Below are 24,150 nucleotides of genomic sequence, written 5' to 3'. Positions count from 1 at the left end.
GGGGGCACACGGACGAAACGCATGATATTGCCTGACGGAAAACAGGTTCTTCTCCATCGCCGCAGCCTTCTTGCCGGCTTTGCCGCACTGCTCCTGCCATCCGCGTCCAGCGCCTTTGAGGTTCCGGATCATCTGCCGCTGATCAAGGCGGACTATGCCAAGGAACGCGCGCATTTCCGCACTCGGCTGCTGCGCAAGGGGCCAGCGCCCGACAAATACGAACCCCTGGCGCCGCCGGCAGGCGCCGATAGGATCTTCTATCGCTCCGGCTATGGCGGTGAGCTGGAGCTGGTGGCCTGGGTGTCGAAATACAAACGGACACCGGCGCCGAAACCTGCCGTCCTGTTCCTGCATGGCGGCAACGCCATGGGCATTGGGCATTGGGAGCTGGTAAAGCCCTATATCGATGCTGGCTACGTCGTCATGATGCCGAGTGTTCGCGGCGAAAACGGCCAGCGAGGGAATTTCTCGGGCTTTTACGACGAGGTGGATGATGTCCTGGCAGCGGCAGATCGCCTGGCGCATCTGCCGGGTGTCGACAACGAACGCATGTTTATTGCAGGTCACAGCATCGGCGGCACGCTGACCATGCTGGCGGCGATGTCATCGAAGCGATTCCGCGCGGCGACACCGATCTCCGGAAATCCCGATGCCTATCGGTTCTTCAACCGCTATCCGCAGGATATCCGTTTTGACGATAACGATCCGCGCGAATTTCAAATGCGCTCTGCGCTCTGCTATGCCAACAGCTTCAAGTGTCCCTTGCTTCTGATGCATGGTGCCGAAGAGGATCATTTCCATGATCGTACGGGACGGCTGGTAAATCGTGTCCGCGCCGCCGGCGTTAGCATCGAGGCTACGACCTTACCCGGTGGCCACACTTCCGCCCTTCCGGCCGAAATCGAACGCAGCTTGCACTTCTTCCACGGAATTGCAGCATAAGGGGGAAGCGTTTCAATTACGCGCACTCGCCGGAATTGCTGCGATTTCCGTAACCTAGAACTTGCGCTCCGGAGAGTGGATAACATACATCTTGGTGTAGCCCTGTGTATCGAACGTACCTGTCCATCCTTTTGGAAGCGTCACAGCCTCGCCGGCATTGACAACGACGACGGAACCATCGGATGAGGTCAAAGTCACGCTCCCAGAAATAAAGTACAAAAACTCATCGTCCGGATAGCCGTCCGGGGCTTTTATCTCCTCATGGAAGGGACCGGATTTGTAAAATCCGGTCTGAAACGTGGAATCCTTGGATGTGTAGGTGACGACGTCGGTGTAGCTGTTACCATCCCGTATTTCCTGATCGGCATCCTTGCGCTGAAAAATCTCGCCTGCGATGTCCGGCCTTGAGATTTTCAGTGGTGTGACCGTTTCGGCATGAGCTGCCACTGCGGTGATGATGCAGATGATCCCGATCACCGAGCTCAAAGTCCCTCGCATCTCAAATACTCCTCGTAAAGGCCAAGCGATATGACAGGAGACTCGCGCGCTGCTGTTATTGAAGCATTTCAGCGGCGAGGCGCAGGACTACGAATGAAATGGATGATGTGCAGATTCAATATGTTAGAATGTCATTTTGTTTGTTTTGGACGCTCCGCCGGTTAAAGTAATCCCAGGAAAGATGTTAAGCGGTTCGGCGCTTCCATGAAAAGCTGAGCCGCTCTACCCGACCAGCTGAACTTTAATTCGGTCCGGGGCGGCGCTATAATGCCGACGTTATGACCGAGGAGCCTGCCACCATTGTTCCCGCGGATTATCCGGAGCTGAAATCGCTCATCGGGAACCATGATCTGTCGCATTCGATCGCTGCGAAGGAAGCCTTTGCGATCTATGAGCGCAACTGGCGTTTCGTGGACGTAGAAAAATTGACTGAAAGGGAAGCCCAACTCATTCGGGAACTGGCGCATACCTACGGCAACGGCGTTTTGCTTCTTTCCTGAGTTGGCGTTCTTACCGCATGATTTAAAACGAAAATTCGAATCTGTTGCGGCGCTGGTCAGGCTCCCGCGCTCAGTCTGTCCATCAGGGCGCTCGCTGCTTCAGCGATCACTGTCCCCGGCGGGAAGATGGCATCAGCGCCTGCCGCTTCGAGAGCGGGAAAGTCCTGCGGAGGAATGACACCGCCGACAGCGATGAGGATGTCGCGACCACCGCGACGCGCAAGCGCCTCCTTCAACTCCGGCACCAGCGTCAGGTGACCGGCGGCAAGCGAGGAGGCGCCGACGATATCGACCCCTTCACGCACTGCGAGATCCGCCACTTCCTCCGGCGTCTGGAACATGGTGCCGACCACCACATCGAAACCGAGATCGGTGAAGGCCGTGGCAATCACCTTCTGGCCGCGGTCGTGACCGTCCTGGCCCATCTTGGCGACAAGGATGCGCGGGCTTTCACCGCGCCGCTTGCGAAATGCTTCGACCTTGGCTGTCGCCCTGTTGAAGGCCGGATCTGCATCGCCGACCTCTTCGCGGTAGACGCCAGAGATCGTCTTCACCTGGGCGACATGCCTGCCGAAGGCTTTTTCCAGGGCCAGCGAGATTTCCCCGACCGTCGCCCTCGCGCGTGCCGCCTTGACGGCCAGATCGAGCAGGTTTCCGCTGCCGCTGCGCCCGGCTTCGGTCAGAGCATCGAGCGCCGTCTCCACCGCTGCCGTCTCGCGCGTACCCTTCAACTGCTGCAGCTTCGAAAGCTGCCGGGCGCGCACCTCGGAATTGTCGACCTTCAGCACATCCACCTCGATGTCCTGCTGAGGCCGCGAGAAATTGACTCCGACAACCGTCTGGTGGCCGCTATCGATGCGCGCCTGCGTCTTAGCTGCGGCCTCCTCGATCCTGAGCTTCGGAATACCCTTCTCGATGGCCTTCGCCATGCCACCCAGCTTTTCGACCTCTTCTATGTGGCCCAAGGCCCGCGCCGCCAGATCATGCGTCAGTCGCTCGACATACGCAGAGCCGCCCCAGGGATCGATGATCCGTGTCGTGCCGGATTCCTTCTGCAGCAGGATCTGTGTGTTGCGCGCAATGCGCGCCGAATGATCCGTCGGGAGCGCCAGCGCCTCGTCGAAGGAATTCGTATGCAGCGACTGGGTGTGTCCCTGCGTCGCTGCCATGGCTTCGATCATGGTGCGGATGATGTTGTTCATCGGATCCTGCGCCGTCAGCGACCAGCCGGATGTCTGGCTGTGGGTCCTGAGCGCCAGCGATTTCTCGTCCTTCGGCGAAAAGTTCTTCTGGACGAGCGCCGCCCAAAGCAGCCGCGCCGCCCGCATCTTGGCGACTTCCATGAAGAAGTTCATGCCGACCGCCCAGAAGAAGGAGAGGCGAGGGGCGAAGGTGTCGATATCGAGCCCTGCCGCCACACCGGCGCGGGCATATTCGATGCCATCCGCTATCGTATAGGCGAGTTCGAGGTCCGCCGTGGCACCCGCCTCCTGCATGTGATAGCCGGAGATCGAAATCGAGTTGAATTTCGGCATCCTCTGGCTGGTATAGCTGAAGATGTCGGAAACGATCCGCATCGACGGCTGCGGCGGATAGATATAGGTGTTGCGGACCATGAACTCCTTGAGGATGTCGTTCTGGATGGTCCCGGACATCTTCTCCTCGGAAACGCCCTGCTCTTCGGCCGCGACGATATAGAGCGCCATGACCGGGAGCACTGCGCCGTTCATCGTCATTGATACGCTCATCTCACCGAGCGGAATTCCGTCGAAGAGCTGACGCATGTCGAGAATGCTGTCGATCGCCACACCCGCCATGCCGACATCGCCAGCGACACGCGGATGGTCGCTGTCGTAACCGCGATGGGTGGCGAGATCGAAGGCAACCGAAAGTCCCTTCTGTCCGGCGGCGAGATTGCGGCGATAGAAGGCGTTCGATTCCTCGGCCGTTGAAAAGCCCGCATATTGCCGGATCGTCCAGGGCTGCTGGACATACATCGTGGGATAGGGTCCGCGGATGAACGGGGCAGCACCGGGCCAGGTGTTGAGGAAGGGCAGGCCGGCGAGATCGGCTTCTTGATAGGCGCGCTTAACGTCTATGCCTTCGGGCGTCTGCCAGATCTGGCCCTTAATTGCCTCGGGCTTTGCTTTTGTTTCAGGGCGGGACCAGCGGATATCGGCGAAGGAGGGAATGCGGGTCATGCCGTTGCTCCTCTTCGATATGCCACCTTCGGGTAAACTCTCCGCTTGGCAGCCGTCATCCCCGATTCTCCTCAGCCAACCGTATCGGCCTTAGACACACGTGATCGGCAATCGGTCTAAGCTCCCCGAGTACTGCAACCGGGCGTTCTGCCTTCATCGGAAACAGCGCTGTGCCAACAATCGGTCTGTCCGGACGGTTTCGACGTGCTTCGGCCACCATCGACCGTATGCGCCCGTCGCTGATCGCCTTCGCCAGACCACCGGCACGCTCGATATCGGTGAAGATCTCCCACGCCTTTTCCGCCAGATCATCTGTCAGCGTTTCGATCCCGCCGGCACCTGCGGCAGGGTCGGCAACGTGATCGAGATGACTTTCAGCTATAAGGATGGTCTGCGTGTTGCGGGCAAGCCGCCGGGCAGCGGCATCGGGAATGCCGTGGACAAGCGTATGCGGCAGCACCGAAATCTCGTCGGCGCCGCCAGTCCCGGCCGCGAAGACGGCGATCGTGTTGCGCAGCAGATTCGTTTCCGGATCGAGCCGCGTCAGCATGCGGTGGCTCGTCTCCATGAAGAGATGGGCCTTGATCGCCGCATCTATGCCGCAGGCTTCAGCCATTCGTGCAAAGATCAGGCGGGCGGCACGCGCCTTTGCCATCGTCAGAAATTGGTCCTGATCGGCTGCCAGGCAAAGACCCGTGGCAGCCAGGACCGCATCGCAAGACACATTCGCCTGATCCAGAAGGCGAAGATATTCAGCCAGGGCCGCAGCCATGAAGGCCAGTTCCTGCGCTTCCGTTCCGCCGGCATTGTGTACCGGCCGGCCGTCGGCATTCAAGATCGTGCCTTCGAGACGCGATGGAAGAAGATCCTTGAAGGTGTGGGCAAGCGTGGTGAGATCCGCTGCGGTTGCCCCATAGGCGCGTGTCCCAAGGGGATCGATGCCAAAGTGAGGACAGGCGGCCCCGTTCGCCTCCAAGGCTTCGGCCAGTATTTTCGCTGCCTGGCCGCCCTGAGCTCCACCTTCGAGGCGGATCGAAAAGCTTTTCTCCGCACCCGCGCCAACTAGTGCAGAAAAAACGTCTTCCCGGATGGTTTCCATTCCAAGGCCGAAGGCGGAGGGGCTGTCTCGGAAAACAAGGCTGATTCCGTTCGCTCCATTGGCAAGATCATCTGCCATCTGACTCTCGGCGCGCTGCTGGTCGGGATCATCCATTCGCTGGGTCACGGCCCAGGGCTTTTCCGGCGCGCGTCGGGGAATGGGGGCAGCATTTGCCCGACGGGGGTAAAGTGGTTCCACTTTCAGCCCGTCATCCGTGCGGGACGTCAGCGTCTGCTCGATATCGGCGCCCTTCAGGGCCTTTTCCACCAGTTTCAGCCAAAGGTCGCGATCCGCCGTCGGAAAGGCGACCGCCTTCAGAACGCTTGCATCCATCATCGCACTCCTCTCGGTATCTTCTTACCCTCCCCGTGCCTCGGGGAAAACAAAACTTTGGTCGGTCGCGCCGCAAAAGATGTCCGGACGCCAGCCTCGCGCCAGCCGCAATCGCCATCATGCGGAAAGGATCACAGCATCGAACGGGTTCACTGATGGCCGAATATGTCAATCTCTCCAGTCGCCTGCTGCTTGCCGGGGGCCTGCTTTCAGCCTCGGCGCTCGGCGGTTGCAGCATCGTCCCCGATGTCGAAGCCGATTCTCCTCCGCGTTTCGTCCAGGAAATCTCACCCGTCTTCTATCAACCGCCCGGCGTCGATCCGCTGAAGGTGCGCCCGGCGCCGGTGCAGCCTGTTCCGCAGGTTCGTGATCTCTATCAGACCCAGTTCAATCAGACTTATGGCCTACCGGTCTCGAACCCGGTCAACGGAGCGATGTATGGGCAGTTGCCGGATGATGGCTTTGTGCTGCCCGCCATTCCCTATGGGCGCATTGAAAGGCGCTTTCTCCGTCAGGAGGTCGACTACCCGACCACGGAACGTCCGGGCACCATCGTCGTCGATACCAAGGACCGCTATCTCTATCTCGTCGAGCCGAACGGCAGGGCCATGCGTTATGGCGTCGGGCTTGGGCGCGAAGGCTTCGCCTGGTCCGGTCGCGGCGTGATCCAGTGGAAGCAGAAATGGCCGCGCTGGACGCCGCCGGCGGAGATGGTCTCGCGCGACCCGGCGATAAAGCCCTTCTCCGCCGAAAACGGCGGCATGAATCCCGGGCTCAACAATCCTCTCGGCGCACGTGCGCTCTATATCTTTCAGGACGGCAAGGACACGCTCTACCGCATACACGGCACGCCGGACTGGCAGTCGATCGGCAAGGCGGTATCATCCGGTTGTGTGCGTATGCTGAACCAGGATGTTGTCGACCTTTACAATCGTGTGCCGCCAAAAGCACAGATCGTCGTTCTGTAGTGCCAACGGGCGACAAATCGCCGACAAATTTGCGTGATGTTGCAGATGCGTGATAGCCGCGCTGGTCGCCGCGCTCTAGGTTACGATTCCTATGGGGCGATTGCTCGTCGCAGGCGCCTCTACTGTCAAAAAGGAATGATGCTGTAGATCATGAGTTCGTCCGATCCTCTGTCTCGTCGTAGTTTTCTTACATTTGCCGGGCTCGGCACGGTCTCGGTGCTTGCATCCTGTGCTTCCTCGGGTACGTCGCAGCGGTTCGGTGGCCAGATCATTGAATATCGCCCCCCCAGCTTCGGCGGCATGTTCGGCAGTGGCGCGCTTGGCAATGGTCCCGACGTCGGAGCGGTCGACGCGGCTGCAACGTACGGACCGATCGAAGACAATGGTTTTCTCATTCCTGCTGTTCCCTATGAACAGATCGATCCGCGCTACTACCGCCAACGGGTGATTGACCCCACCGGCGAACCGCCGGGAACAGTGGTCGTCGACACGCCTTCCCGCTTTCTCTATCTCGTAGAGCCAGGCGGAAGCGCGATGCGCTATGGCATTGGCGTCGGTCGCGAAGGCTTCGCCTGGCAGGGTGAGGGCGTCATTCAGTGGCGTCAGAGATGGCCCCGCTGGAAGCCGCCGAACGAGATGGTGGCGCGTCAGCCCGAGCTTGCCAAATATTCAATCGAGCGAGGCGGCATGGAGCCTGGCCTGAAAAACCCGCTCGGCGCCCGCGCTCTCTATATCTTCCAGAACGGGCAGGACACGCTCTACCGCCTGCACGGTTCCCCCGAATGGCAGTCGATCGGCAAGGCGGTATCATCCGGCTGCGTCCGGCTAATGAACCAGGATATCATCGACCTCTACAATCGCGTGCCTACAAAGGCGCGAATCGTCGTATACCAATAGTTCGCTCTCCCCGCGCTAAGACAATGCGCAGGTAACTGCGGATGAAGGGGCTCCGCAAGTCGCCCCCTCGTTCTGTGGTTCCCGGCTAAGCGGCGCGGTTTTGATTGAGTAGTCTCAACCGGAAGGGTGCTGAAGATCAGCGATTCCGAGTGACCAAATGACGGGCGCTATGAAACTGCGGAGGTCAGATTTGACCGCAGTTCCTTCAGCTTGTCACGCAGGGCCGCGACTTCCTCGAGACTGCAGCCAGCGGCTTGGCCGATTGCCGCCATGATGGTATCGGTTTCGTCCTTCATCGCTCGGCCCTTTGGCGTCAAGGACACGATCACTTGCCGTTCATCACGGGCATCTCGCGACCGTTTGATCAGGCCGTTCTGCTCCAGCCGTTTCAGCAGCGGCGACAGCGTGCCGGAATCGAGGTCGAGTTGTTCGCCGATCGTCTTCACCGGCAGTTCGTTTCTCTCCCAGAGCACAAGCATCACCAGGTATTGCGGATAGGTGAGCCCGACGCGCTCGAGGATCGGCTTATAGGCGCGGGTGAAAGCATGGGCGGTCGAATAGACCGCGAAGCAAAGCTGGCGTTCCAGTCGCTTTTCCTCTTCCGGTATGTTCGGTTTCATGCGCTTCCTGCCATCGCGAATTTGTCATTTCTCTGAGAAGCCATTTTCACAGCTTCAGGTTCCCATTGCAAATTACGAAATTCTATTGTACACAATTAAATTGTGCGATATATAAAGTGGCCAACCTAGAAAGGGATCACGACATGGCTATTCTCTACACCACCAAAGCTTCCGCCACCGGCGGCCGTGCAGGCCGCGCCGTTTCTGAAAATGGCGTTCTCGATGTCACCTTGACCGTTCCGAAGGAACTCGGAGGCGATGGAGCCACTGGCACAAACCCCGAACAACTCTTCGCTGCCGGCTATTCCGCCTGCTTCCTGGGTGCTCTGAAATTCGTCGCCGGACAGCAGAAGGTCAAGATTCCCGAAGATGCCAAGGTCACGGCGACAGTCGGCATCGGCCCTCGCGCGGATGGCGGCGGCTTCGGCATCGATGTGGCACTTTCCGTCCATATTCCGGGCATGGACAAGGCAGAGGCTGAGAAACTTGCCGCCGCCGCTCATATCGTCTGCCCTTATAGCCACGCTATGCGCACCTCGACAGAAGTGCCGGTAACGGTCGCCTGACGGATTTAAGAGCAATTGTCCAAAGCCTGTCGCGTGACTCTCTTTTCACGTGGCAGGCAGCAATTCCAAGAAAGCGCAAATGCATTTTCCGTCAAGAATTGGGTAAAACAAAAGGGCTAACTCGGTTCTGCTCTTCCGAGAAAAGCTGAACTACTCTACCTGCGTTTCTCTTCTGTCGGCTGAGACAGGTGGGATGCCGGAATCGACGGGGGCTGAATGGCAACAATCAGTGCCCGCTCGAGGTCGCGGCTGTGAAACGGCTTTGTCAGGACGGTGCGCGAGACGTGATTGCCTTCAAGCCCTTGCTGCCCATAGCCAGTCGCAAAAACGAAAGGAATCCCTTTCTTTTCCAGGGCTTCTGCGACAGGAAAGGATTTCTCGCCGGCGAGATTGACATCGAGGATGGCAAGATCCGGCGCGGTAGTGATGATAAGTGAAAGGGCAGATTCGACCCGGGTTGCTATGCCGACGACAGCATGGCCGAGGTCCGTCAGCATATCCTCGAGCAGCATCGCGACGAGCATTTCGTCTTCAACGATTAGAACCCGGCGGGCCGGGCTCATGTGGCGGGTAGTGGAAATTTGATCAGGCATGTCAGGCCCTCGGGCCGCTGTTCAAAGCTCGCGTCGCCGCCGATATCGCTGGGCAGCATTGTCTTGATGAGCCGCCAGCCGAGACCGCTCCTGGCATTCGCTGCGACCGGGGGACCTCCATTTTCATTCCAGCGCAGCTCGAGCCATTGGCCGGATCCGCGCCATGAAATATGGACCTGCCCCTGCGCGGCGAGAGCTCCGTGTTCGATGGCGTTGAGAAAGAGTTCATTCAACGCCATGGCCAGGGATTGCGCCGAAGCGGCGGAAATCATGGCATCATTGCCGCTTATTTCAATCCTGGGCCGGAAAGTCTTGTGGACATCCGCGATGCGATTGACGAGAGCTTTCAGAGGAACATCCCGCCATGCATATGCGGAGATTGCTTCATGAGCCTGTGCAATTGCCATTATTCGGCTGGTGAGGTGCTCCTTCGCCTCTTCGATCGTTGCGCTGCCGCGAAGGGTCAGTGAAACAAGGGACTGCACCGTGGAAAGCGTATTCTTCACACGGTGATTGAGTTCGGCGATCAGGCGATTGTGTGCCTCTTCCGCCTCCTTGTGCTCGGTAATGTCGAGGCAGGAACCGAAATATCCGGCGAACTGTCCATCGCGGTAGAACGGCTTGCCGTTGTCGAGAATCCAGCGATAGGTCCCGTCGTGCCGACGGAGCCTGTATTCCATTGAAAATTCCTTATTTGCATCGAATGCGGCCGTATAGGTGCTGAGGCATCGATCGAAGTCGTCCGGATGGACACCTTCGGCCCAACCCATCCCGAATTCTTCTTCCTGCGTTCTGCCCCGGAAGTCGAGCCACGGCTTGTTGAAGAAGTCGCACAGCTTATCGAGGCGCGAGCGCCAGATCATGACTGGTGCGTTATCGGCGAGTTCTTCGAACAGCTCGGTCGTCACGTGGAGATTCCTCTGGCTCGTATCTGTGACGCCGAATGTTCTCGTCAAGAGGAGCTCGCCCGTCTCTCTCGCAGCCGCGAACACGCAGCGTCGAGCGGCAACTTAAATCCCTGCCTATTGCGTGAGCAATCGATGAAATCGTTTATCTTTTGTTAACTTTAACGTGGAGAATTTTACTGAAAAAGCGAGACACCCGCCGTCCGCCGCCCGGCCGGTTGTGCCATTTCGGTGCAAGCAGAGTATCGGGAGGAGCGCGGGGGATGTCAGGCGAGCGCCTGCAGGTCCCGCCGCAGCCGATTGGCGTTGCCATCAGGCAGCTTTCCTTCGAGGAGAGCATGCGTTCTTTCCCAGATCGGCAATGCCGAGGCCAAGACTGTTTTCCCCGCACCAGTAAGGCTAAGGAGGCGCTCCCGCTTGTCCCTGGGATTGGGAGTAACCGTCACCCATCCTTTACGCACCAAAGGTTTGAGCGCCGCGGTCAGCGTCGTCTGATCCATGGCAAGGAGGGCGGCGACGGGACCCATCGCTGGCGGTTCCGGACGATTCAGCGACATCATCAGCGAAAACTGCCCATTGGTCAGACCCACCGGCCGCAATGACTCATCGAAAAGCCGGGCAAGCGCCCGCGCTGCGCGTTGAACATGCAGGCAGAGGCAGGTGTCGCGCACCAGCAATGTCGTCGAAAAGGGTATTTCCATCATGTTTGACATGATTAATTAATATTGATATCAATATAATTGTCAAGAAAAAGGAGAAGACAGCGCCGGAGGAGGGCGTGAAATGAATCGGATCGTGTCCCGTAAAGAATGGATTGAAGCTCGTCGCGCCTTGCTCTTGAAGGAAAAGGAAGCGACGCATCTGCGTGATCGGATAAATGCCGAGCGGCTGGCATTACCTTGGGTAAAAGTCGACAAAGACTACGTCTTCGATACGCCGCGGGGAAAGAAAAAGCTGGCGGATCTCTTCGATGGCCGCAGCCAATTGATCGTCTATCATTTCATGTTTGGCCCTGAGTGGAAGGCCGGCTGCTCTGGTTGCTCTTTCCTGGCGGACCACATCGACGGCACGCTGCCCCATCTCAATCACCACGATGTCACCCTGGTTGCCGTCTCCCGCGCGCCTCTGGCCAAGATCGAGTCGTACAAGAAGCGCATGGGTTGGCGGTTCCCCTGGGTCTCTTCCCACGGCAGTGATTTCAACTACGACTATCACGTCTCTTTTAGCGCCGACGACCTTGCCAAGGACCGGATCCTCTATAACTTCACCGCTATCGAGGCGTCAGAAGGCAATGACGAGCTTCCCGGCCTGAGCGCTTTTTATCAGGACGGGAAGGGTGATGTTTTCCACACCTATTCCAGCTATGCCAGAGGTCCGGAGGAACTGATCGGCACGCTGATGATCCTCGACCGCGCCCCGAAGGGTCGCAATGAAGACAGCACCATGGATTTTGTACGTCGCCATGACGAATACGAGGATGCTGCGCAATCGCAATCCAGCCGTCATTGAACTTGGTTAAAGTCAGCTAAGCGGAGGAGAAACGATGCAATATGCTGTAGCCGGCAAGGAACAGGAATTCCTGCAGAAGCTTGTCGGTGTTTGGGATGTGGAGGCAGAAAATCCTGAGCACCAGTCGAGCGGATGGACGGAAACAGTTCGGTCCCTGCATGGAATCTGGTTCGTTGCCGAGGGCCACGGCGAGATGCCGGGCGGCGGTGCCGCCTCGACGGTCATGACACTCGGTTACGATCCGGCGAAAGACAAATATGTCGGCACTTGGATCGGTAGCATGATGAACCACATGTGGGTCTACGAAGGTTTCGTCGACGAGACCGGCAAGGTGCTCAATCTCGACACAACCGGACCCGATTTCGAGAAGGAAGGGGAGACGGCGACCTATCGGGAAGCCATCACGCTTCTGGACGATGATAATCGTACTTTCACCTCGAGCATCCGGACTGCGGATGGCAGCTGGAAAGAGTTCATGAAGGCGAAGTATCGCCGCAAATAGAACAGGAGATTCGCATGTCGGATACGCATGGAAAATTCGTCTGGTACGAACTGATGACGACTGATATGACGGCCGCGGAAGCTTTCTATCGCGACGTTGTCGGCTGGGGCACGCAGGATGCCGGAATGACGGACATGAAATACATCATGTTCACCGCCGATGACCGGCCCGTTGGCGGCCTCATGACCATTCCGGAAGAGGCGAAAAAGATGTCCGCTCGGCCGGGCTGGATCGGCTATATCCATGTCGACGATGTCGATACGACGGCTGCCGAACTTGTCTCGGCCGGCGGCGTGGTGCATCGGCCGGCGGATGATATTCCGGGCGTTGGTCGCTTTTCGGTCGTCGCCGATTCACAGGGAGCGATATTCGCGATCTTCAAGAGCGCCATGACCGAGGCGCCCCCGCCGCCCGTTGATCCCATGAGCCCAGGCCATGTCGGCTGGCATGAACTTTATGCCGCCGACGGCGCGGCCGCCTTCTCCTTCTACTCAAAGCTCTTCGGCTGGCAGAAGGACGAGGCCATGGACATGGGCGAGATGGGTGTCTACCAGGTATTCGCCCATGAGGGTCGCCAGATCGGCGGCATGATGACCAAACCGGCTCAGATGCCCGCTCCGGCCTGGACCTATTATTTTGTCGTGCCGGCCATCGACGCAGCCGTCGACCGCGTCAAGGCGGGTGGGGGACAGGTCCTCAACGGTCCGATGGAAGTGCCTGGCGGAAGCTGGATTATCCAAGGGCTCGATCCGCAGGGTGCCATGTTCGCCCTGGTAGCGTCAAAGCGGTAGGCCGAATTGCCCCTTCCCGCTGAAGGGAAGGGGCGTCCCGCCAGCGTCAGCCTTGTGTTCCGGTGACGGATGAGAAGAAGCCTTCAGGCCCTTCGAGTTCAGTCAACCGCCGGTTTTCAATCAGCCAGAAACGATTGCCGACGGTTCTGACGAAGCTGCGGTCGTGCGAGACCAACAGGCAGCTCGCCTGCTGGTGCAGCAATTCACTTTCCAGCGCTTCCTGTCCTTCGATATCCAGATGGTTGGTCGGTTCGTCGAGCAGGTAGAAATTCGGATTGGTGAGCCGCAGCACCAGCATCGCCAGTCGCGCCTTCTGTCCGCCAGACAGCAGGCCGATGGCCTTGCCCTGCATCTCGATACTCAGTCCTGCGCCCGCAAGCAGCGCGCGGGCGCGCTGATCACCGACGTCGAACCTGCGGATGATGGTGCCGAGCGGTGTCTCATCGTCAGCAAATTCGCCAAGCGCCTGATCGCCATATCCAAGCACCAGCGACGGAGTAACCTTGATCGCTTCCGGCGCCTTGTCCGGTGCGTCGATCGCTTGTCTGAGCATGTTCATGAGGCGCGATTTCCCGGCGCCGTTCCGCCCGAGCAGGACGATACGGTCACCCTGGCAAATGAAGCGTTTGCCGGTCTTGAACAGAAGCGTGCCGTCCGGCGTTTCCACGCACGCGTCTTCAAGCGTGACCAGCACCTTGGCATGTGTGCCGCGACTGGTAAGTTTGATTTTGCCCGCCGATCGCTCCAGATGCGCCGGCTTTGCCGCATCCTCCAGCTTTTCGGCCCGCTGCTTCAACTGTTTCGTTTTCACCACCAGCAGATCGCTACCGGAGTTGATGCCGATATTGTTGAGCTTCGCCGCCTGTTGCCGGAGCTGCTGGGCGGACCTCATGTCGCGCTGGTAGCGCCGCTCGTCGGAAGCGTCCATCTCGTCCAGCGCCGCCCGCGCCCGCGCATAGGGCAGGGAAAATATCTGGGACTGCTCCGGGCGAAGAAACAGCGTCCGGTTGGTCGTGGCATTGAGGAAAGCGCGGTCGTGGCTGGAAACAATCACCGGCACTTCGCGCGGCAGCGCATTCAGCCACATTTCGAGCTGCGCGATCTTGGCGAGATCGAGATGGTTGGTCGGCTCGTCGAGCAACAGCACGTCCGGCTCGGTCACCCAGACACGGGCAAGCATGGCCAGCCGTTGCCAGCCGCCGCTCAATTGCGAAAGTGGCTGCTCGCGCATCGTGTCCGGCACTTCAAGCGATTCCAGCACGACATCGGCACGCCAGCCCTCGCTTGCTCGCTGCTCGGCGGGCAGCGCTTCGAGCACAGCGTGATGAAGTGAGGCGGGAAAAAGGGCAGGCGGAACATTCTGCTGGACATAGCCGACCGTCAGGCCACGGGATTTCGTGATCTCGCCTTCCGTGGCCTCCAGCATGCCTGCGATGCAGGCAAGCAGCGTGGATTTTCCGCGTCCATTTGCGGCTACCAGCCCGATACGGTCGCCGGCATTAATGACGAGATTGAGTTTGGAAAAGAGCGGAGCATTCAGCGTAACGCCGAGATTGCGAATATTGATGAGGGTCATGATCGTTCTCTGGTCTTCCGAGCGATCGCCGCATCGAGGGCGTCCAGCCTTCATCGGATGCGCGCGTCAGCTTGGCAGTTGAATGAGCGCAGTTTCTCAAGCCATAGGCTTGTACTGCGATGCCACGAAGGGCAGACCAGGAGGAGATTTTCGAGAAACGGTCTCTGGTCAGCCCTGCAAACGCATTTGCAGGGCGTTGACGGGGCCACGCTGGCGATGGTGCCGGAAATAGGTATTCACGCGCAGCCCTCCTTTCTCGATCGATTGCAATCCAGCGATAACATTACGCGCAGAAAGAGGCAACACCTCGGTTGTACATTGCCTCATCCCGGATCGGGTTCAGGTATTGCAGTTTATCGCTTCAAGCTTCCCAGGATACCGCGCACCAGCGCGCGCCCGACCTGGGTAGCTACAGTCCGCGCGACGCTCTTCATCGAGGCCTCCACGACCGTCTCACGCTGATAGCCGGAACGTCCGCGGGATTGTCCCCGTGCGGCCGGTCGATCGTCATTGCTGTCGCCGAAGCCCGGCAGCGTCCAGCCGGACGTGCTGCTTTCCGTCGATTGCTGCTGCGCCTCTTCCTGTGCGCGTTTGGCAGCCTCGGCATCCGCAACCTTCCTGGCGCGGGCGGCCAATATTTCGAAAGCCGATTCGCGGTCGAGGTCCTCGTCGTAGACGCCAAGCACAGGGCTCCTGTCCATGATCTGCTGCCGTTCGGCATCCGTGATCGGGCCGACACGACCTGAGGGCGGGCGGATCAGCGTGCGCTCGACTATGGAAGGTGCACCCTTGCCCTCCAACGTCGAGACCAGCGCCTCGCCGGTCCCGAGATTGGTAATGGTGCTGGCGCAATCGAAGGCAGGGTTTGGACGGAAGGTATCCGCCGCCGTCTTCACCGCCTTCTGTTCGCGCGGCGTATAAGCGCGAAGCGCATGCTGGACGCGATTGCCGAGCTGCGCAAGCACGGTTTCCGGCACATCGAGCGGGTTCTGCGTTACAAAATAGACGCCGACGCCCTTCGAGCGGATAAGGCGCACTACCTGTTCCACTCGTTCGATCAAGACCTTCGGTGCATCGTTGAAGAGCAGATGCGCCTCGTCGAAGAAGAAGACGAGCTTCGGCTTGTCCGGGTCGCCGACTTCCGGCAGTTCCTCGAAGAGTTCCGAAAGCAGCCAGAGCAGGAAGGTCGCATAGAGCCGCGGGTTCATCATCAGCTTGTCGGCGGCGAGCACCGAGATCTGGCCGTAGCCATTATTGCTGGTGCGCATGATGTCCGAAATCTTCAACGCCGGCTCGCCGAAGAAATGCTCGGCACCCTGCTGTTCGAGGACGAGCATGGCACGCTGAATCGAGCCGACCGAAGCCTTGGAGATCAGGCCGAACTGGGTGGAGAGCTCGGAAGCATTCTCGGCCATGTAATTGAGCAGCGACGTGAAATCCTTGAGGTCCAGCAGCGGCAATCCGGCTCGATCGGCGATCTTGAAAGCGATGTTGATCACGCCTTCCTGGGGTTCTGAGGCATCCATCAGGCGAGCAAGAAGCAGCGGACCCATCTCGGCGACTGTGGTGCGCACGCGATGGCCCTTTTCGCCGAAAAGATCCCAAAAGATCACCGGGAACTGCTCGAACTCATAGGGTGAAAGACCGATCTGCTCAGCGCGCGTCAGCAGGAAATCCTTGGCTTCGCCCTTGGCGGCAATGCCCGAGAGGTCGCCCTTGATATCGGCGCAGAAGACAGGAACGCCGGCCTTGGAAAAACCTTCCGCGAGGATTTGCAGCGTGACCGTTTTGCCGGTACCGGTGGCGCCAGTGACGAGGCCGTGCCGGTTGCCGAATTTGAGCTCCAGGAATTCCGGCTTGTTGATGCTGTCGTCCGGATTACGGCTGGCGCCGACAAAGAGTTTGCTGTCTTCGAGCATGCCATGTCCTCTCCTGTTGGGACGCCCGCCGCGGCAATTGCCGCACGTGCATTCGTTCGTTGAACTATTGATGACTGTTATAAGCAGGGATCGGAATGCGGACAACTGTCCGCATCATGGGGAGCGGCGAGCAAAAAGGCCGCCGTGCATGAAGGCGGCTTGAGTTGCGGCTGAAGCTTAAATAGGTTGACGCCATTGCAGCAATCAGGAGGACGACCATGAATGAAATCATTTCCCAGATCGCCGAGAAGGTCGGGATCTCCTCGGAGCTTGCCGAAAGGTCTATGGGGATGATGCTGGGCTTTCTCCAGCGCGAAGCCGATGACGGCGCGGTCGCCCGCATGATCGAGGCAATCCCCGGTGCCGCCGATCTGGTCGCCCGGTTCAACGGCGAAGGCGCTGCTGGTAATGGCGGTCTTCTTGGCGGTCTGATGAGTGCTCTCGGCGGCGGTGGCATCATGGGCCTCGGTCAGCAGCTCATGGCGGAGGGCCTTGGCATGGGCGAGATTACGACACTCGCCAAGGAAACGATCGCAGTCGCCAGGCAATATGCTGGCGATGAGGTGGTGGATCAGGTCGTCGCCTCCGTTCCGGGGCTGAGCCAGTTCGTTTGAGCCGTAACACCGCCGACTGGGGTCACGCCGGGTCCGACTTGTAGGTCGTTCCCAGTTCGTGCCAGCACCGTCCGTCGCGTTCGATGAGCTTGTCAGCGGACGCCGGTCCGGCGCTGCCCGGTGCGTAAGGGTCGGGCTGCCCTCCTTTGGACCAAAGGTCGAGGAAAGGCTGCACAGCCGCCCAACCGGCCTCGATGCCGTCGGCCCGCTGGAACAGCGTCTGATCGCCGATGAAAAGATCGTAGAGCAAAGATTCATAGCCGGTCATCTTGCTGATGTCGAACCGGTCGCCATAACGGAAATCGAGCGAAACCGGGACCGTGTCCACCGACAATCCAGGCGATTTGATTGAAATCTCCATGCTCAGCCCTTCATCCGGCTGAACCTGAATAATCAGGCGATTGGGCGGAAGATGGCGTGGAACGTCCGTTTCGCGGAACTGTGCGAAGGGCACCTGTCGGAACGTCACGACGATCTCTGTGTCCCGCGCTTTCAGAGCCTTGCCGGTTCTGACGTAAAAGGGGACGCCGGCCCAGCGCCAGGTATCGGCATAGAGCTTGAGGGCCACATAAGTCTCGGTGGTGCTGTCGGGAGAAACGTCCTTTGTTTGCATATAGCCCGGAATTTCAGCGCCGTTGAGCTTACCCGCGGTGTAAACCCCGCGCACGGAATGTTCGGCCGCCTCGTCCGGCGTGTAAACCCGCAACGCCTGGAGCAGCTTGCTTTTCTCGTTGCGAATTGCTTCGGCATCGAAACTGTTCGGCGGCTCCATCGCGATCATCGCCAGAAGCTGGAAGAGATGATTGGGCACCATGTCCCTTAGCGCGCCTGTGGCGTCGAAGAACTTGCCGCGGGTGCCGACATCGACGATTTCCGCGGCCGTCACCTGGATATTGTCGATATAGTTGTTGTTCCACAGCGCCTCGATCATCATGTTGGCGAAGCGCGCCGTCATAATATTTTGAACAGTTTCCTTGCCCAGGAAGTGATCGAGCCGGAACACCTGGCTTTCCGACACCCGGCACAGGATCTGTGCATTAAGGGCACGCGCCGAGGCGAGATCTGTTCCGAATGGCTTCTCGATTGCAATCCGGCGGAAAACCGCATCGTTTTCGATGGTCAGCTTATGCTCCGCGAGCTTTTCGACAATGCTGCCGAAGAAGCGGGGCGGGACGGCCAGATAGAACGCGGCATTGCCGCTCGACCTTTGCGAAAGGTGGCGCTCGATCTCGGCATATATCTCATCCCGGGTGAAGTCGCCCGAAATGTAGGAGATGCGCTGGCGCAGCCTCAGCCAAGCCTCATCCTGAGCAATAGCTCCCAATCCGGTCAGGAAGCTGTCGAGATGCCCAAGGAGCATTCCCGTATCGCCTGGCTCGATGCCGATGCCGAGAATCTCGAGATCGTCGCCGACCAGGCCACTGCGCATCAGGTTGACGAGTGCGGGTACCAGCAGGCGGCGTGTCAGATCCCCCGTGGCGCCAAAAATGACAAGGGTGACTGGCGGTGTCGGCGCGGCGTCCATGGTGGTCCTCTTAGATCCTCACGCAATCGGGTTGAATATAGCCTCCGAGGATTTTGCGGCAAGTTCCGGAGTCACATCTCGCTTGCAAGATATCGAAGCGATATCTCTCGGAGGTCCTATTTTCTTACTGCCACGATGAAGATCCGGGGAAAACGCAACAGCACCCGGTCATCGACCATCGGCGGATAGACCTTCTCGATACGGGACAGGTAGTCCGCGGTAAAGGCATCGCGATGCTCGTTTCCGGCATTGTCGAGGTAGGGCCTGAGGCCGGTTCCCTTGACCCATTCGACGATTGCCGCCGCATTTTCCATCGGATGATTGTAAATGATATGCCAGATGTCGAGGCGAGCCGATTTCGGCGCGAGCCGCTCGTAGTAGACGGAGGGCGAGGGCAGGGGAGCGCGCCGCACGTTCCTGCTTGCGAAGGCGTCGCGCCAGGGGCCGTTATGGGCTGTTTCTTCCATCATCAGATGGCTCGGTTCGCCGAGATTGTCCGGCATCTGCACCGCAAGCACGCCGCCGGGCTTCAGCCCGTCCATCAGGCGGTCGAAAATGTCAAGGTGGTTCGGCAACCACTGGAACACGGCATTGGCAAAGAGCAGGTCGGCCGGCTCAGCCGGCTGCCACGTGGCGAGATCGGCTTCCACGAAGGCGGTGCCCGGCAAGCGCTTCCTTGCAGCTGCCAGCATGTCCATGTCGCTGTCGAGGCCCGAAACTCCGGCCGCGCCGAAGCGCTCGACGATAAGTTCCGTGGAGTTGCCGGGACCGCAACCAAGATCAACGGCATGGCTGACGCCATCAAGTGGTACCTGCGCCAGCAGGTCGCGTGCCGGACGCGTGCGTTCATCTTCGAATTTCACATATTGGCTGGCGGACCATGCCATGGTTCATCTCCTATCTCAAAAAGAGGAGCTGATAAGCCCGTCGAGCGACGGCAGTGTGACGGACGGTCCGAATTCGCCATATTCGTCGGGCGCATCGGTGCGGTTGATCCAGACGGTGCGGAAGCCGAATTTAGCTGCTCCCGCCACATCCCAGCGATTGGAGGACTGAAAGGAAACGGTCTCTGGCGCAATCCCATAGGCGTCCGTGACCATTCGATAGGTCGCAGAGGCAGTCTTGTAGATGCCGATATCGTCCGCCGAAAACAGATCATCAATAACGCTGCCGAGTGCTGCGCCTTCGACCGCCGCCTCGAGCATTGCAGGCGTCCCATTCGAGAGGATGGCGACGCGCCGGCCGCTTTCCTTCAGCGACTTCAGCACGCGCGGCACTTCGGGAAAACAGTCGAGCGTGCGATAGGCAGCGATGAGATCGCCTCTTAATCTGCGGTCGACGCTCGGAACACGGGCGAAGGCATAGTCGAGCGCCTCGGCTGTGAGTTTCTCAAAATCCTCATAGACGCCCATGAGCGAGCACACCCAGGTATATTCCAGCTGCTTTGCCCGCCAGATCTCGGAAAGCCGCTGCCCATCCGGCCCGGCGCGGTCCGCATAGCGCCGGACGGCGGCATGGACGTCGAACAGGGTGCCGTAGGCATCGAAGACATAGGCTGTATGGTCGCTCATCATTCCTCGTCCTCACAACGACGGACACAGGCCTCCGTCACAGCGCTGAAGCGTGTTCAGAAGCGCGTTATCACGCTGATCCCCGTTCCCTCGGCACGGTCCAGCGTCATGAGCGCCGGCACCGCTTCTTCCAGGCTGATGCGGCGGCCGATCAGCTTCTGCGGCGCGATCTTGCCGGAGGAGAGCATTTCCAGCATGGCGTCATAACGCCAGGCCTGCATGCCGTGGCTGCCATAGATTTCGAGTTCATGGCCGATCACTTGCGCCATAGGCACCTGTGGCGTCGCATGGTCGCCGAGCATCAGTCCGACCTGCACATGACGGCCACGGCGGCGGAGATTGCGGATCGAATTGAAGCAAGTGGCGGGATGGCCAAGCGCATCGATCGAGACCTGGGCCCCGCCTTTGGTTATCTCACGCACGGCTTCGGCGACATCGCCGACATTCGAGGCGTTGATGCTGGCGACAGCGCCGCACTCGCGGGCAAAGGCCAGTTTCTCCTCCGAAATGTCGATGGCGATGGCATTCGCGCCGAGCGCGCTGGCGATCATGATTGCCGACAGACCGACGCCGCCGCAACCGTGCACGGCAATCCATTCGCCGGGACGCGTTTTCGCCTGGTCGGCGACGGCACGGAAGGAGGTGGCAAAGCGGCAGCCGAGGCTTGCGGCCGTGGCATCATCAATACTCTCGGGCAAGTGCACGAGATTGGTATCGGCATAGTCGATCGCGACATATTCCGCGAAAGACCCCCAATGCGTAAAGCCCGGCTGGAACTGGTTGGGGCAGACCTGCTGGTTGCCGGAATGGCACTCTGCGCAGTGCCCGCAGCCGGAGACAAAGGGCACCGTGACACGGTCGCCGATCTTGAAGCGTACGACGCCCCTGCCGGCAGCCACGATCTCGCCGGCGAGCTCATGCCCCGGTACATGCGGCAGGCGGATATCGGGATCATGGCCCATCCAGCCATGCCAGTCGCTGCGGCACAGTCCCGTCGCACCGACCTTGATGACGACGCCATCCTCGCTGGGCGTCGGATCCGGCAGTGTTTTGATCTCCGGCGCTTTTTGGAAGGCGTCGTAGAACATGGCTTTCATGGGGAACCTCGTGGCGGTCTCTATGATTCACGCGTCATAATGGCATGGGCAATTTCGCAGCTCCAGCGGACAGACCATCACAATTTCTGATGTAGCCATCACCCAAACCATTGTTCCGGCGAATGAATATTACAAGTCTCGAGAGCGCGCCGGCATTTTCTTGCGTCTGTCAGTCTTGTCACAATTTCCGCTTGACCCCCCTGAACCACGGGGATTTCACTGTCTGCCGCTATTTTCAGGAGAACGCCATGGCCGTCGATACATCCCCTCGTACACCCACCTGGACCTATGTGGAAGGGGAATGGCTTTCCGGCAATCCGCCGCTGATCGGGCCGACCTCGCATGCCATGTGGCTTGGCTCAAGCGTATTCGACGGCGCCCGGTGGTTCGACGGTATTGCGCCTGATCTCGATCTCCATTGCGAACGCGTCAACCGCTCCGCCGTTGCCATGGGCCTGAAGCCGTTGAAGACGGCCGAGGAGATCGAGGCTCTCACCTGGGAAGGTGTCAGGAAATTCGACGGCAAGACCCCGATCTACGTCAAGCCGATGTATTGGGGTGAGCACAGCTCACCCGGCAGTGTCATCGCAGTGGATCCGGAATCCACTCGTTTCGCGCTATGCCTTTTTGAGGCGCCGATGGGCCGCCACGGCGGTTCCAGGTTGACCGTGTCGCCTTACCGTCGTCCGACGCCGGAAACCGCGACGACCGACGCCAAGACCGGTTCGCTCTATCCCAATAGCGGCAGGATGATCATCGAGGCGAAGAGCCGCGGCTTCGACAATGCGCTCGTACGCGATGTCAACGGCAACGTCGTCGAAACCGCATCCTCGAATATCTTCATGGTCAAGGACGGCGTCGTCCTCACCCCCGTCGCTAACCGTACTTTCCTTGCGGGCATCACCCGCGCCCGGGTCAAGGGCCTCCTGCGCCAAGCCGGTTTCGACGTCCGCGAGGCGACGCTTTCAGTCGAGGATTTCATGAACGCCGATGAGGTCTTCACCACGGGCAACTATTCCAAGGTCGTCTCCGTCAGCCGCCTGGACAGCCGCGAATTCCCGGAAGGCCCGATCGCCGGCAAGGCGCTGCAGCTTTACATGGATTGGGCTCGATCCGCCCATGAGGTCTGAAACGAGCTTTGAGCTCCGATCGCTCCCCCCGCCCCGCGCGCGGGATAGGGCAGGGGTGAGGGGCAAAACTCTGGCGAATCCGATGGTTGCGGATCAAAATTCGGGTGCGGTGAAAGCCCCTCATCCGCCCTTCGGGCACCTGCTCCCCGCTTGCGGGGAGAGGGCTAGGGCGAGGGGGAATCTCTCGGAGTAGAGACAGACTCCGTTTATGGCCGCACAGGCACGCCGGTACGCCCCGCCGACTCCAGATAGGCGCGGGACGCAAAGAAAGTGCCATCCTTCTCGAAGGCCTCGAGTTCTTCGGCCTGCAGCGCTTGGCGTACCCGGGGCCTCTCTCTGACTGCAGCCATGAATGCGTCAAGCGCCGGCCACTGGCGAAGATCGATGCCCATCCAGGGCGACCAATTCAGGCAGACAAAGAGATAGGCGTCGGCGACGGTGAAGCTGTCTCCGGTGAGATAGGGTCCAGCAAGGCGGCCGTTCAACCATTCCAGTCTTTTGGAAACAAGCGCGTGAACGGCATCGTGAGCACCGGCATAGGCCGGGCTGAGCAGCATTACCATCGGCTTGTGCAGTTCCGCGGTGACGAAGTTGAGATAGGATTGAACCTGGCTGCGCGCGAAGGTTCCGGTTTCCGGCAGCAAGCGTCTGCCTTCCGGCGCGCTTTCCGCGAGAAACTGTACAATCGCCGGTCCCTCCGTCAGCACCTTGCCATCGTCGAGCATGAGCGCCGGCACATAGCCCGCGCCGTTTATCGCCAGATAGTCGTCGCCGGTGACCGTCTTATGCGTTTTCAGTTGGACTTCGATCAGCTCGATATCGAGACCCAGTTCCCTGCAAACGATGTGCGCGGAAAGCGAACATGCAGCTGGATGCATATAAAGTTTCATGATGAATTTCCTCTCTCCTGGGCCGATCTCTGCGGCCCGCCTTTTGGTGTTGTACATTTGTACTATTTCGCATAAAATTCCTTGAGTCAATCATTTAATGCGAAACGGTACAAAAGATGAAAGACGAGAAAAAACGTGGCCGGCCGAGAGCCTTTGATGCAAAGGCGGCAATCGAGCGCGCACGTGAAGTTTTCTGGGAGAGGGGATTTGCGGCCGCGTCGCTCGATACGCTCAGCGCCGCGACCGGCCTTAATCGACCGAGTCTTTACGGGGCATTTGGCGACAAGGAAGATCTCTATCTGGATGCGCTGGAAAGTTATCGCGAGGCGAGCCTTGATGTCTTGTCGGACGCCCTCGATCCGGCATTGCCTCTGCGGGAAAATCTGGAGCGTGTCTATGCGCGGGCGTTAGAGGTCTATTTGCACGGAGAAACATCCGCGCGGGGCTGCTTCCTCATCAGCACGGCCACGGCGGAGGCGATCCAGCATTCCCGCGTGCGAGAAATGCTGGGACGCAGCCTGAACGATTTCGATGAAGCCATCAGAAAACGCATGGAGCTGGCTCTTGATCGCGGGGAACTTTCGACCGGTGCCGACCCAATGATCCTTGCAAGGCTTGCCTCCGCCGTCATGCATTCTCTTGCCGTCCGGGCGCGCGCCGGCGATACACGCGAAACACTTGAGGAAATCGCCCGATCGGGCATCGAGCTGATCTGCGGCAAGGCTCCCGCGACGTAGCGCGCGCCAATGGATGGACCGTAAGAGGCCTTACGGTCCATGGGAGTCTGCGAGGCAGGCTTAGATCACCGCTTGGAGATCAACGGCTGCGAGCGCGTCCTGTCCGAGCGTATCAAGCCTGGAGGAAAGCGAGAACGTCGGCGTTGAACTGGTCCGACTGCGTCTGG

General features: G+C 59.4%; 25 protein-coding genes. 11 read left to right on the top strand and 14 right to left on the bottom strand.

Features of this window, described 5'->3' with window-relative positions; translation table 11 throughout:
• Nucleotides 1–21: 21 nt before the first annotated feature.
• Nucleotides 22–942: an alpha/beta hydrolase family protein gene (locus AAE029_RS33630; protein ID WP_371077274.1), complete on the top strand. Its 921-nt coding sequence runs from the start codon at nt 22–24 to the stop codon at nt 940–942.
• A gap of 54 nt (nt 943–996) precedes the next feature.
• Here the strand turns inward: AAE029_RS33630 and AAE029_RS33625 are convergent, their stop codons facing one another.
• Nucleotides 997–1,419 (bottom strand): cupin domain-containing protein, encoded by a 423-nt coding sequence (locus AAE029_RS33625; protein WP_371077305.1) that lies wholly within the window; start codon nt 1,417–1,419, stop codon nt 997–999.
• Between the two features lie 299 nt (nt 1,420–1,718).
• Between AAE029_RS33625 and AAE029_RS33620 the strand changes: the two genes are divergently transcribed.
• Nucleotides 1,719–1,940 carry a hypothetical protein gene (locus tag AAE029_RS33620; RefSeq protein ID WP_371077273.1) on the top strand — a complete coding sequence of 74 codons (222 nt, stop codon included), beginning with the start codon at nt 1,719–1,721 and terminating at the stop codon, nt 1,938–1,940.
• A 56-nt stretch (nt 1,941–1,996) separates the two neighbouring features.
• Here AAE029_RS33620 and scpA read toward each other — a convergent pair whose 3' ends face one another.
• Together scpA and AAE029_RS33610 are read right to left on the bottom strand one after the other, a co-directional pair.
• On the bottom strand, nt 1,997–4,141 hold the full coding sequence (scpA, locus tag AAE029_RS33615) for a methylmalonyl-CoA mutase (RefSeq protein ID WP_371077272.1): 2,145 nt from the start codon (nt 4,139–4,141) through the stop codon (nt 1,997–1,999).
• A gap of 55 nt (nt 4,142–4,196) precedes the next feature.
• The gene (locus tag AAE029_RS33610; protein ID WP_371077271.1) at nt 4,197–5,576 is read right to left on the bottom strand and encodes a methylmalonyl-CoA mutase family protein; all 1,380 of its coding nucleotides are present in this window, start codon (nt 5,574–5,576) and stop codon (nt 4,197–4,199) included.
• Nucleotides 5,577–5,728: 152 nt separating this feature from the next.
• On the opposite strand from AAE029_RS33610, the gene AAE029_RS33605 reads away from it, so the two are divergent.
• Both AAE029_RS33605 and AAE029_RS33600 read left to right on the top strand, forming a co-directional pair.
• Nucleotides 5,729–6,541, top strand: coding sequence for a L,D-transpeptidase (locus AAE029_RS33605; protein WP_371077270.1), 813 nt, complete (start codon nt 5,729–5,731; stop codon nt 6,539–6,541).
• 150 nt (nt 6,542–6,691) lie between these two features.
• Nucleotides 6,692–7,438 (top strand): L,D-transpeptidase, encoded by a 747-nt coding sequence (locus AAE029_RS33600; protein ID WP_371077269.1) that lies wholly within the window; start codon nt 6,692–6,694, stop codon nt 7,436–7,438.
• A 167-nt stretch (nt 7,439–7,605) separates the two neighbouring features.
• On the opposite strand, the gene AAE029_RS33595 is transcribed toward AAE029_RS33600, so the two are convergent.
• Complete coding sequence (locus AAE029_RS33595) at nt 7,606–8,058, bottom strand: MarR family winged helix-turn-helix transcriptional regulator (protein WP_371077268.1); 453 nt, start codon at nt 8,056–8,058, stop codon at nt 7,606–7,608.
• 143 nt (nt 8,059–8,201) lie between these two features.
• Between AAE029_RS33595 and AAE029_RS33590 the strand changes: the two genes are divergently transcribed.
• Nucleotides 8,202–8,624, top strand: a complete 423-nt coding sequence (locus AAE029_RS33590) for an organic hydroperoxide resistance protein (RefSeq protein ID WP_371077267.1) — start codon at nt 8,202–8,204, stop codon at nt 8,622–8,624.
• A gap of 155 nt (nt 8,625–8,779) precedes the next feature.
• Here AAE029_RS33590 and AAE029_RS33585 read toward each other — a convergent pair whose 3' ends face one another.
• The 3 genes from AAE029_RS33585 to AAE029_RS33575 form a co-directional block, all read right to left on the bottom strand.
• A complete protein-coding gene (locus AAE029_RS33585; RefSeq protein ID WP_371077266.1) occupies nt 8,780–9,217 on the bottom strand; it encodes a response regulator in 438 nt (145 codons plus the stop codon).
• Nucleotides 9,184–10,125 (bottom strand): sensor histidine kinase, encoded by a 942-nt coding sequence (locus AAE029_RS33580; protein ID WP_371077265.1) that lies wholly within the window; start codon nt 10,123–10,125, stop codon nt 9,184–9,186. The genes AAE029_RS33585 and AAE029_RS33580 overlap by 34 nt, the downstream gene beginning before the upstream one ends.
• A gap of 263 nt (nt 10,126–10,388) precedes the next feature.
• Nucleotides 10,389–10,835 (bottom strand): MarR family winged helix-turn-helix transcriptional regulator, encoded by a 447-nt coding sequence (locus AAE029_RS33575; RefSeq protein ID WP_371077264.1) that lies wholly within the window; start codon nt 10,833–10,835, stop codon nt 10,389–10,391.
• 70 nt (nt 10,836–10,905) lie between these two features.
• Here AAE029_RS33575 and AAE029_RS33570 point away from each other — a divergent pair, with 70 nt between their 5' ends.
• The 3 genes from AAE029_RS33570 to AAE029_RS33560 are packed head-to-tail and all read left to right on the top strand — an operon-like array spanning nt 10,906 to nt 12,924.
• The gene (locus AAE029_RS33570) at nt 10,906–11,631 is read left to right on the top strand and encodes a DUF899 domain-containing protein (protein ID WP_371077263.1); all 726 of its coding nucleotides are present in this window, start codon (nt 10,906–10,908) and stop codon (nt 11,629–11,631) included.
• A gap of 34 nt (nt 11,632–11,665) precedes the next feature.
• Entirely contained in the window at nt 11,666–12,133 is a 468-nt protein-coding gene (locus AAE029_RS33565; RefSeq protein WP_371077262.1) for a DUF1579 domain-containing protein, read from the top strand.
• A gap of 14 nt (nt 12,134–12,147) precedes the next feature.
• Nucleotides 12,148–12,924, top strand: a complete 777-nt coding sequence (locus AAE029_RS33560; RefSeq protein ID WP_371077261.1) for a VOC family protein — start codon at nt 12,148–12,150, stop codon at nt 12,922–12,924.
• Nucleotides 12,925–12,970: 46 nt separating this feature from the next.
• On the opposite strand, the gene AAE029_RS33555 is transcribed toward AAE029_RS33560, so the two are convergent.
• Complete coding sequence (locus AAE029_RS33555) at nt 12,971–14,500, bottom strand: ABC-F family ATP-binding cassette domain-containing protein (protein ID WP_371077260.1); 1,530 nt, start codon at nt 14,498–14,500, stop codon at nt 12,971–12,973.
• Between the two features lie 353 nt (nt 14,501–14,853).
• Nucleotides 14,854–16,419, bottom strand: coding sequence for a helicase HerA-like C-terminal domain-containing protein (locus AAE029_RS33550; protein ID WP_371077259.1), 1,566 nt, complete (start codon nt 16,417–16,419; stop codon nt 14,854–14,856).
• A gap of 218 nt (nt 16,420–16,637) precedes the next feature.
• Between AAE029_RS33550 and AAE029_RS33545 the strand changes: the two genes are divergently transcribed.
• Nucleotides 16,638–17,033, top strand: a complete 396-nt coding sequence (locus AAE029_RS33545) for a hypothetical protein (RefSeq protein WP_371077258.1) — start codon at nt 16,638–16,640, stop codon at nt 17,031–17,033.
• 22 nt (nt 17,034–17,055) lie between these two features.
• Here the strand turns inward: AAE029_RS33545 and zwf are convergent, their stop codons facing one another.
• The 4 genes from zwf to AAE029_RS33525 all read right to left on the bottom strand — a co-directional run bounded on the left by zwf (nt 17,056) and on the right by AAE029_RS33525 (nt 21,226).
• Nucleotides 17,056–18,558, bottom strand: a complete 1,503-nt coding sequence (gene zwf / locus AAE029_RS33540; RefSeq protein ID WP_371077257.1) for a glucose-6-phosphate dehydrogenase — start codon at nt 18,556–18,558, stop codon at nt 17,056–17,058.
• Nucleotides 18,559–18,674: 116 nt separating this feature from the next.
• Nucleotides 18,675–19,445, bottom strand: coding sequence for a trans-aconitate 2-methyltransferase (gene tam / locus AAE029_RS33535; RefSeq protein ID WP_371077256.1), 771 nt, complete (start codon nt 19,443–19,445; stop codon nt 18,675–18,677).
• A 15-nt stretch (nt 19,446–19,460) separates the two neighbouring features.
• Nucleotides 19,461–20,132, bottom strand: a complete 672-nt coding sequence (locus AAE029_RS33530) for a haloacid dehalogenase type II (protein WP_371077255.1) — start codon at nt 20,130–20,132, stop codon at nt 19,461–19,463.
• A 53-nt stretch (nt 20,133–20,185) separates the two neighbouring features.
• Nucleotides 20,186–21,226, bottom strand: coding sequence for a zinc-dependent alcohol dehydrogenase family protein (locus AAE029_RS33525; RefSeq protein WP_371077254.1), 1,041 nt, complete (start codon nt 21,224–21,226; stop codon nt 20,186–20,188).
• A 248-nt stretch (nt 21,227–21,474) separates the two neighbouring features.
• On the opposite strand from AAE029_RS33525, the gene AAE029_RS33520 reads away from it, so the two are divergent.
• Complete coding sequence (locus AAE029_RS33520) at nt 21,475–22,356, top strand: branched-chain amino acid aminotransferase (protein ID WP_371077253.1); 882 nt, start codon at nt 21,475–21,477, stop codon at nt 22,354–22,356.
• A 206-nt stretch (nt 22,357–22,562) separates the two neighbouring features.
• Here the strand turns inward: AAE029_RS33520 and AAE029_RS33515 are convergent, their stop codons facing one another.
• On the bottom strand, nt 22,563–23,246 hold the full coding sequence (locus AAE029_RS33515; RefSeq protein ID WP_371077252.1) for a glutathione S-transferase N-terminal domain-containing protein: 684 nt from the start codon (nt 23,244–23,246) through the stop codon (nt 22,563–22,565).
• A 116-nt stretch (nt 23,247–23,362) separates the two neighbouring features.
• Here AAE029_RS33515 and AAE029_RS33510 point away from each other — a divergent pair, with 116 nt between their 5' ends.
• Nucleotides 23,363–23,983 carry a TetR/AcrR family transcriptional regulator gene (locus AAE029_RS33510; protein WP_371077251.1) on the top strand — a complete coding sequence of 207 codons (621 nt, stop codon included), beginning with the start codon at nt 23,363–23,365 and terminating at the stop codon, nt 23,981–23,983.
• Nucleotides 23,984–24,150: the final 167 nt, after the last annotated feature.

Source organism: Sinorhizobium sp. CB7 (genome assembly GCF_041357635.1).
Lineage (GTDB): Bacteria > Pseudomonadota > Alphaproteobacteria > Rhizobiales > Rhizobiaceae > Rhizobium.
The sequence above is the reverse complement of the archived record's forward strand: the minus strand, read 5'-3'. Positions and strand labels throughout refer to the sequence as shown.

Bases quoted from the DNA above. Each gene is read 5' to 3' on its own strand.
- AAE029_RS33545 (WP_371077258.1), top strand. From the start codon at position 16,638: ATGAATGAAATCATTTCCCAGATCGCCGAGAAGGTCGGGATCTCCTCG.
- AAE029_RS33605 (WP_371077270.1), top strand. From the start codon at position 5,729: ATGGCCGAATATGTCAATCTCTCCAGTCGCCTGCTGCTTGCCGGGGGC.
- AAE029_RS33565 (WP_371077262.1), top strand. From the start codon at position 11,666: ATGCAATATGCTGTAGCCGGCAAGGAACAGGAATTCCTGCAGAAGCTT.
- AAE029_RS33550 (WP_371077259.1), bottom strand. From the start codon at position 16,419: ATGCTCGAAGACAGCAAACTCTTTGTCGGCGCCAGCCGTAATCCGGAC.
- AAE029_RS33510 (WP_371077251.1), top strand. From the start codon at position 23,363: ATGAAAGACGAGAAAAAACGTGGCCGGCCGAGAGCCTTTGATGCAAAG.
- AAE029_RS33570 (WP_371077263.1), top strand. From the start codon at position 10,906: ATGAATCGGATCGTGTCCCGTAAAGAATGGATTGAAGCTCGTCGCGCC.
- AAE029_RS33585 (WP_371077266.1), bottom strand. From the start codon at position 9,217: ATGCCTGATCAAATTTCCACTACCCGCCACATGAGCCCGGCCCGCCGG.
- AAE029_RS33595 (WP_371077268.1), bottom strand. From the start codon at position 8,058: ATGAAACCGAACATACCGGAAGAGGAAAAGCGACTGGAACGCCAGCTT.
- AAE029_RS33600 (WP_371077269.1), top strand. From the start codon at position 6,692: ATGAGTTCGTCCGATCCTCTGTCTCGTCGTAGTTTTCTTACATTTGCC.
- AAE029_RS33630 (WP_371077274.1), top strand. From the start codon at position 22: ATGATATTGCCTGACGGAAAACAGGTTCTTCTCCATCGCCGCAGCCTT.
- AAE029_RS33520 (WP_371077253.1), top strand. From the start codon at position 21,475: ATGGCCGTCGATACATCCCCTCGTACACCCACCTGGACCTATGTGGAA.
- AAE029_RS33530 (WP_371077255.1), bottom strand. From the start codon at position 20,132: ATGATGAGCGACCATACAGCCTATGTCTTCGATGCCTACGGCACCCTG.
- zwf (WP_371077257.1), bottom strand. From the start codon at position 18,558: ATGGACGCCGCGCCGACACCGCCAGTCACCCTTGTCATTTTTGGCGCC.
- tam (WP_371077256.1), bottom strand. From the start codon at position 19,445: ATGGCATGGTCCGCCAGCCAATATGTGAAATTCGAAGATGAACGCACG.
- AAE029_RS33515 (WP_371077252.1), bottom strand. From the start codon at position 23,246: ATGAAACTTTATATGCATCCAGCTGCATGTTCGCTTTCCGCGCACATC.
- AAE029_RS33575 (WP_371077264.1), bottom strand. From the start codon at position 10,835: ATGTCAAACATGATGGAAATACCCTTTTCGACGACATTGCTGGTGCGC.
- AAE029_RS33560 (WP_371077261.1), top strand. From the start codon at position 12,148: ATGTCGGATACGCATGGAAAATTCGTCTGGTACGAACTGATGACGACT.
- AAE029_RS33525 (WP_371077254.1), bottom strand. From the start codon at position 21,226: ATGAAAGCCATGTTCTACGACGCCTTCCAAAAAGCGCCGGAGATCAAA.
- AAE029_RS33590 (WP_371077267.1), top strand. From the start codon at position 8,202: ATGGCTATTCTCTACACCACCAAAGCTTCCGCCACCGGCGGCCGTGCA.
- scpA (WP_371077272.1), bottom strand. From the start codon at position 4,141: ATGACCCGCATTCCCTCCTTCGCCGATATCCGCTGGTCCCGCCCTGAA.
- AAE029_RS33555 (WP_371077260.1), bottom strand. From the start codon at position 14,500: ATGACCCTCATCAATATTCGCAATCTCGGCGTTACGCTGAATGCTCCG.
- AAE029_RS33620 (WP_371077273.1), top strand. From the start codon at position 1,719: ATGACCGAGGAGCCTGCCACCATTGTTCCCGCGGATTATCCGGAGCTG.
- AAE029_RS33610 (WP_371077271.1), bottom strand. From the start codon at position 5,576: ATGATGGATGCAAGCGTTCTGAAGGCGGTCGCCTTTCCGACGGCGGAT.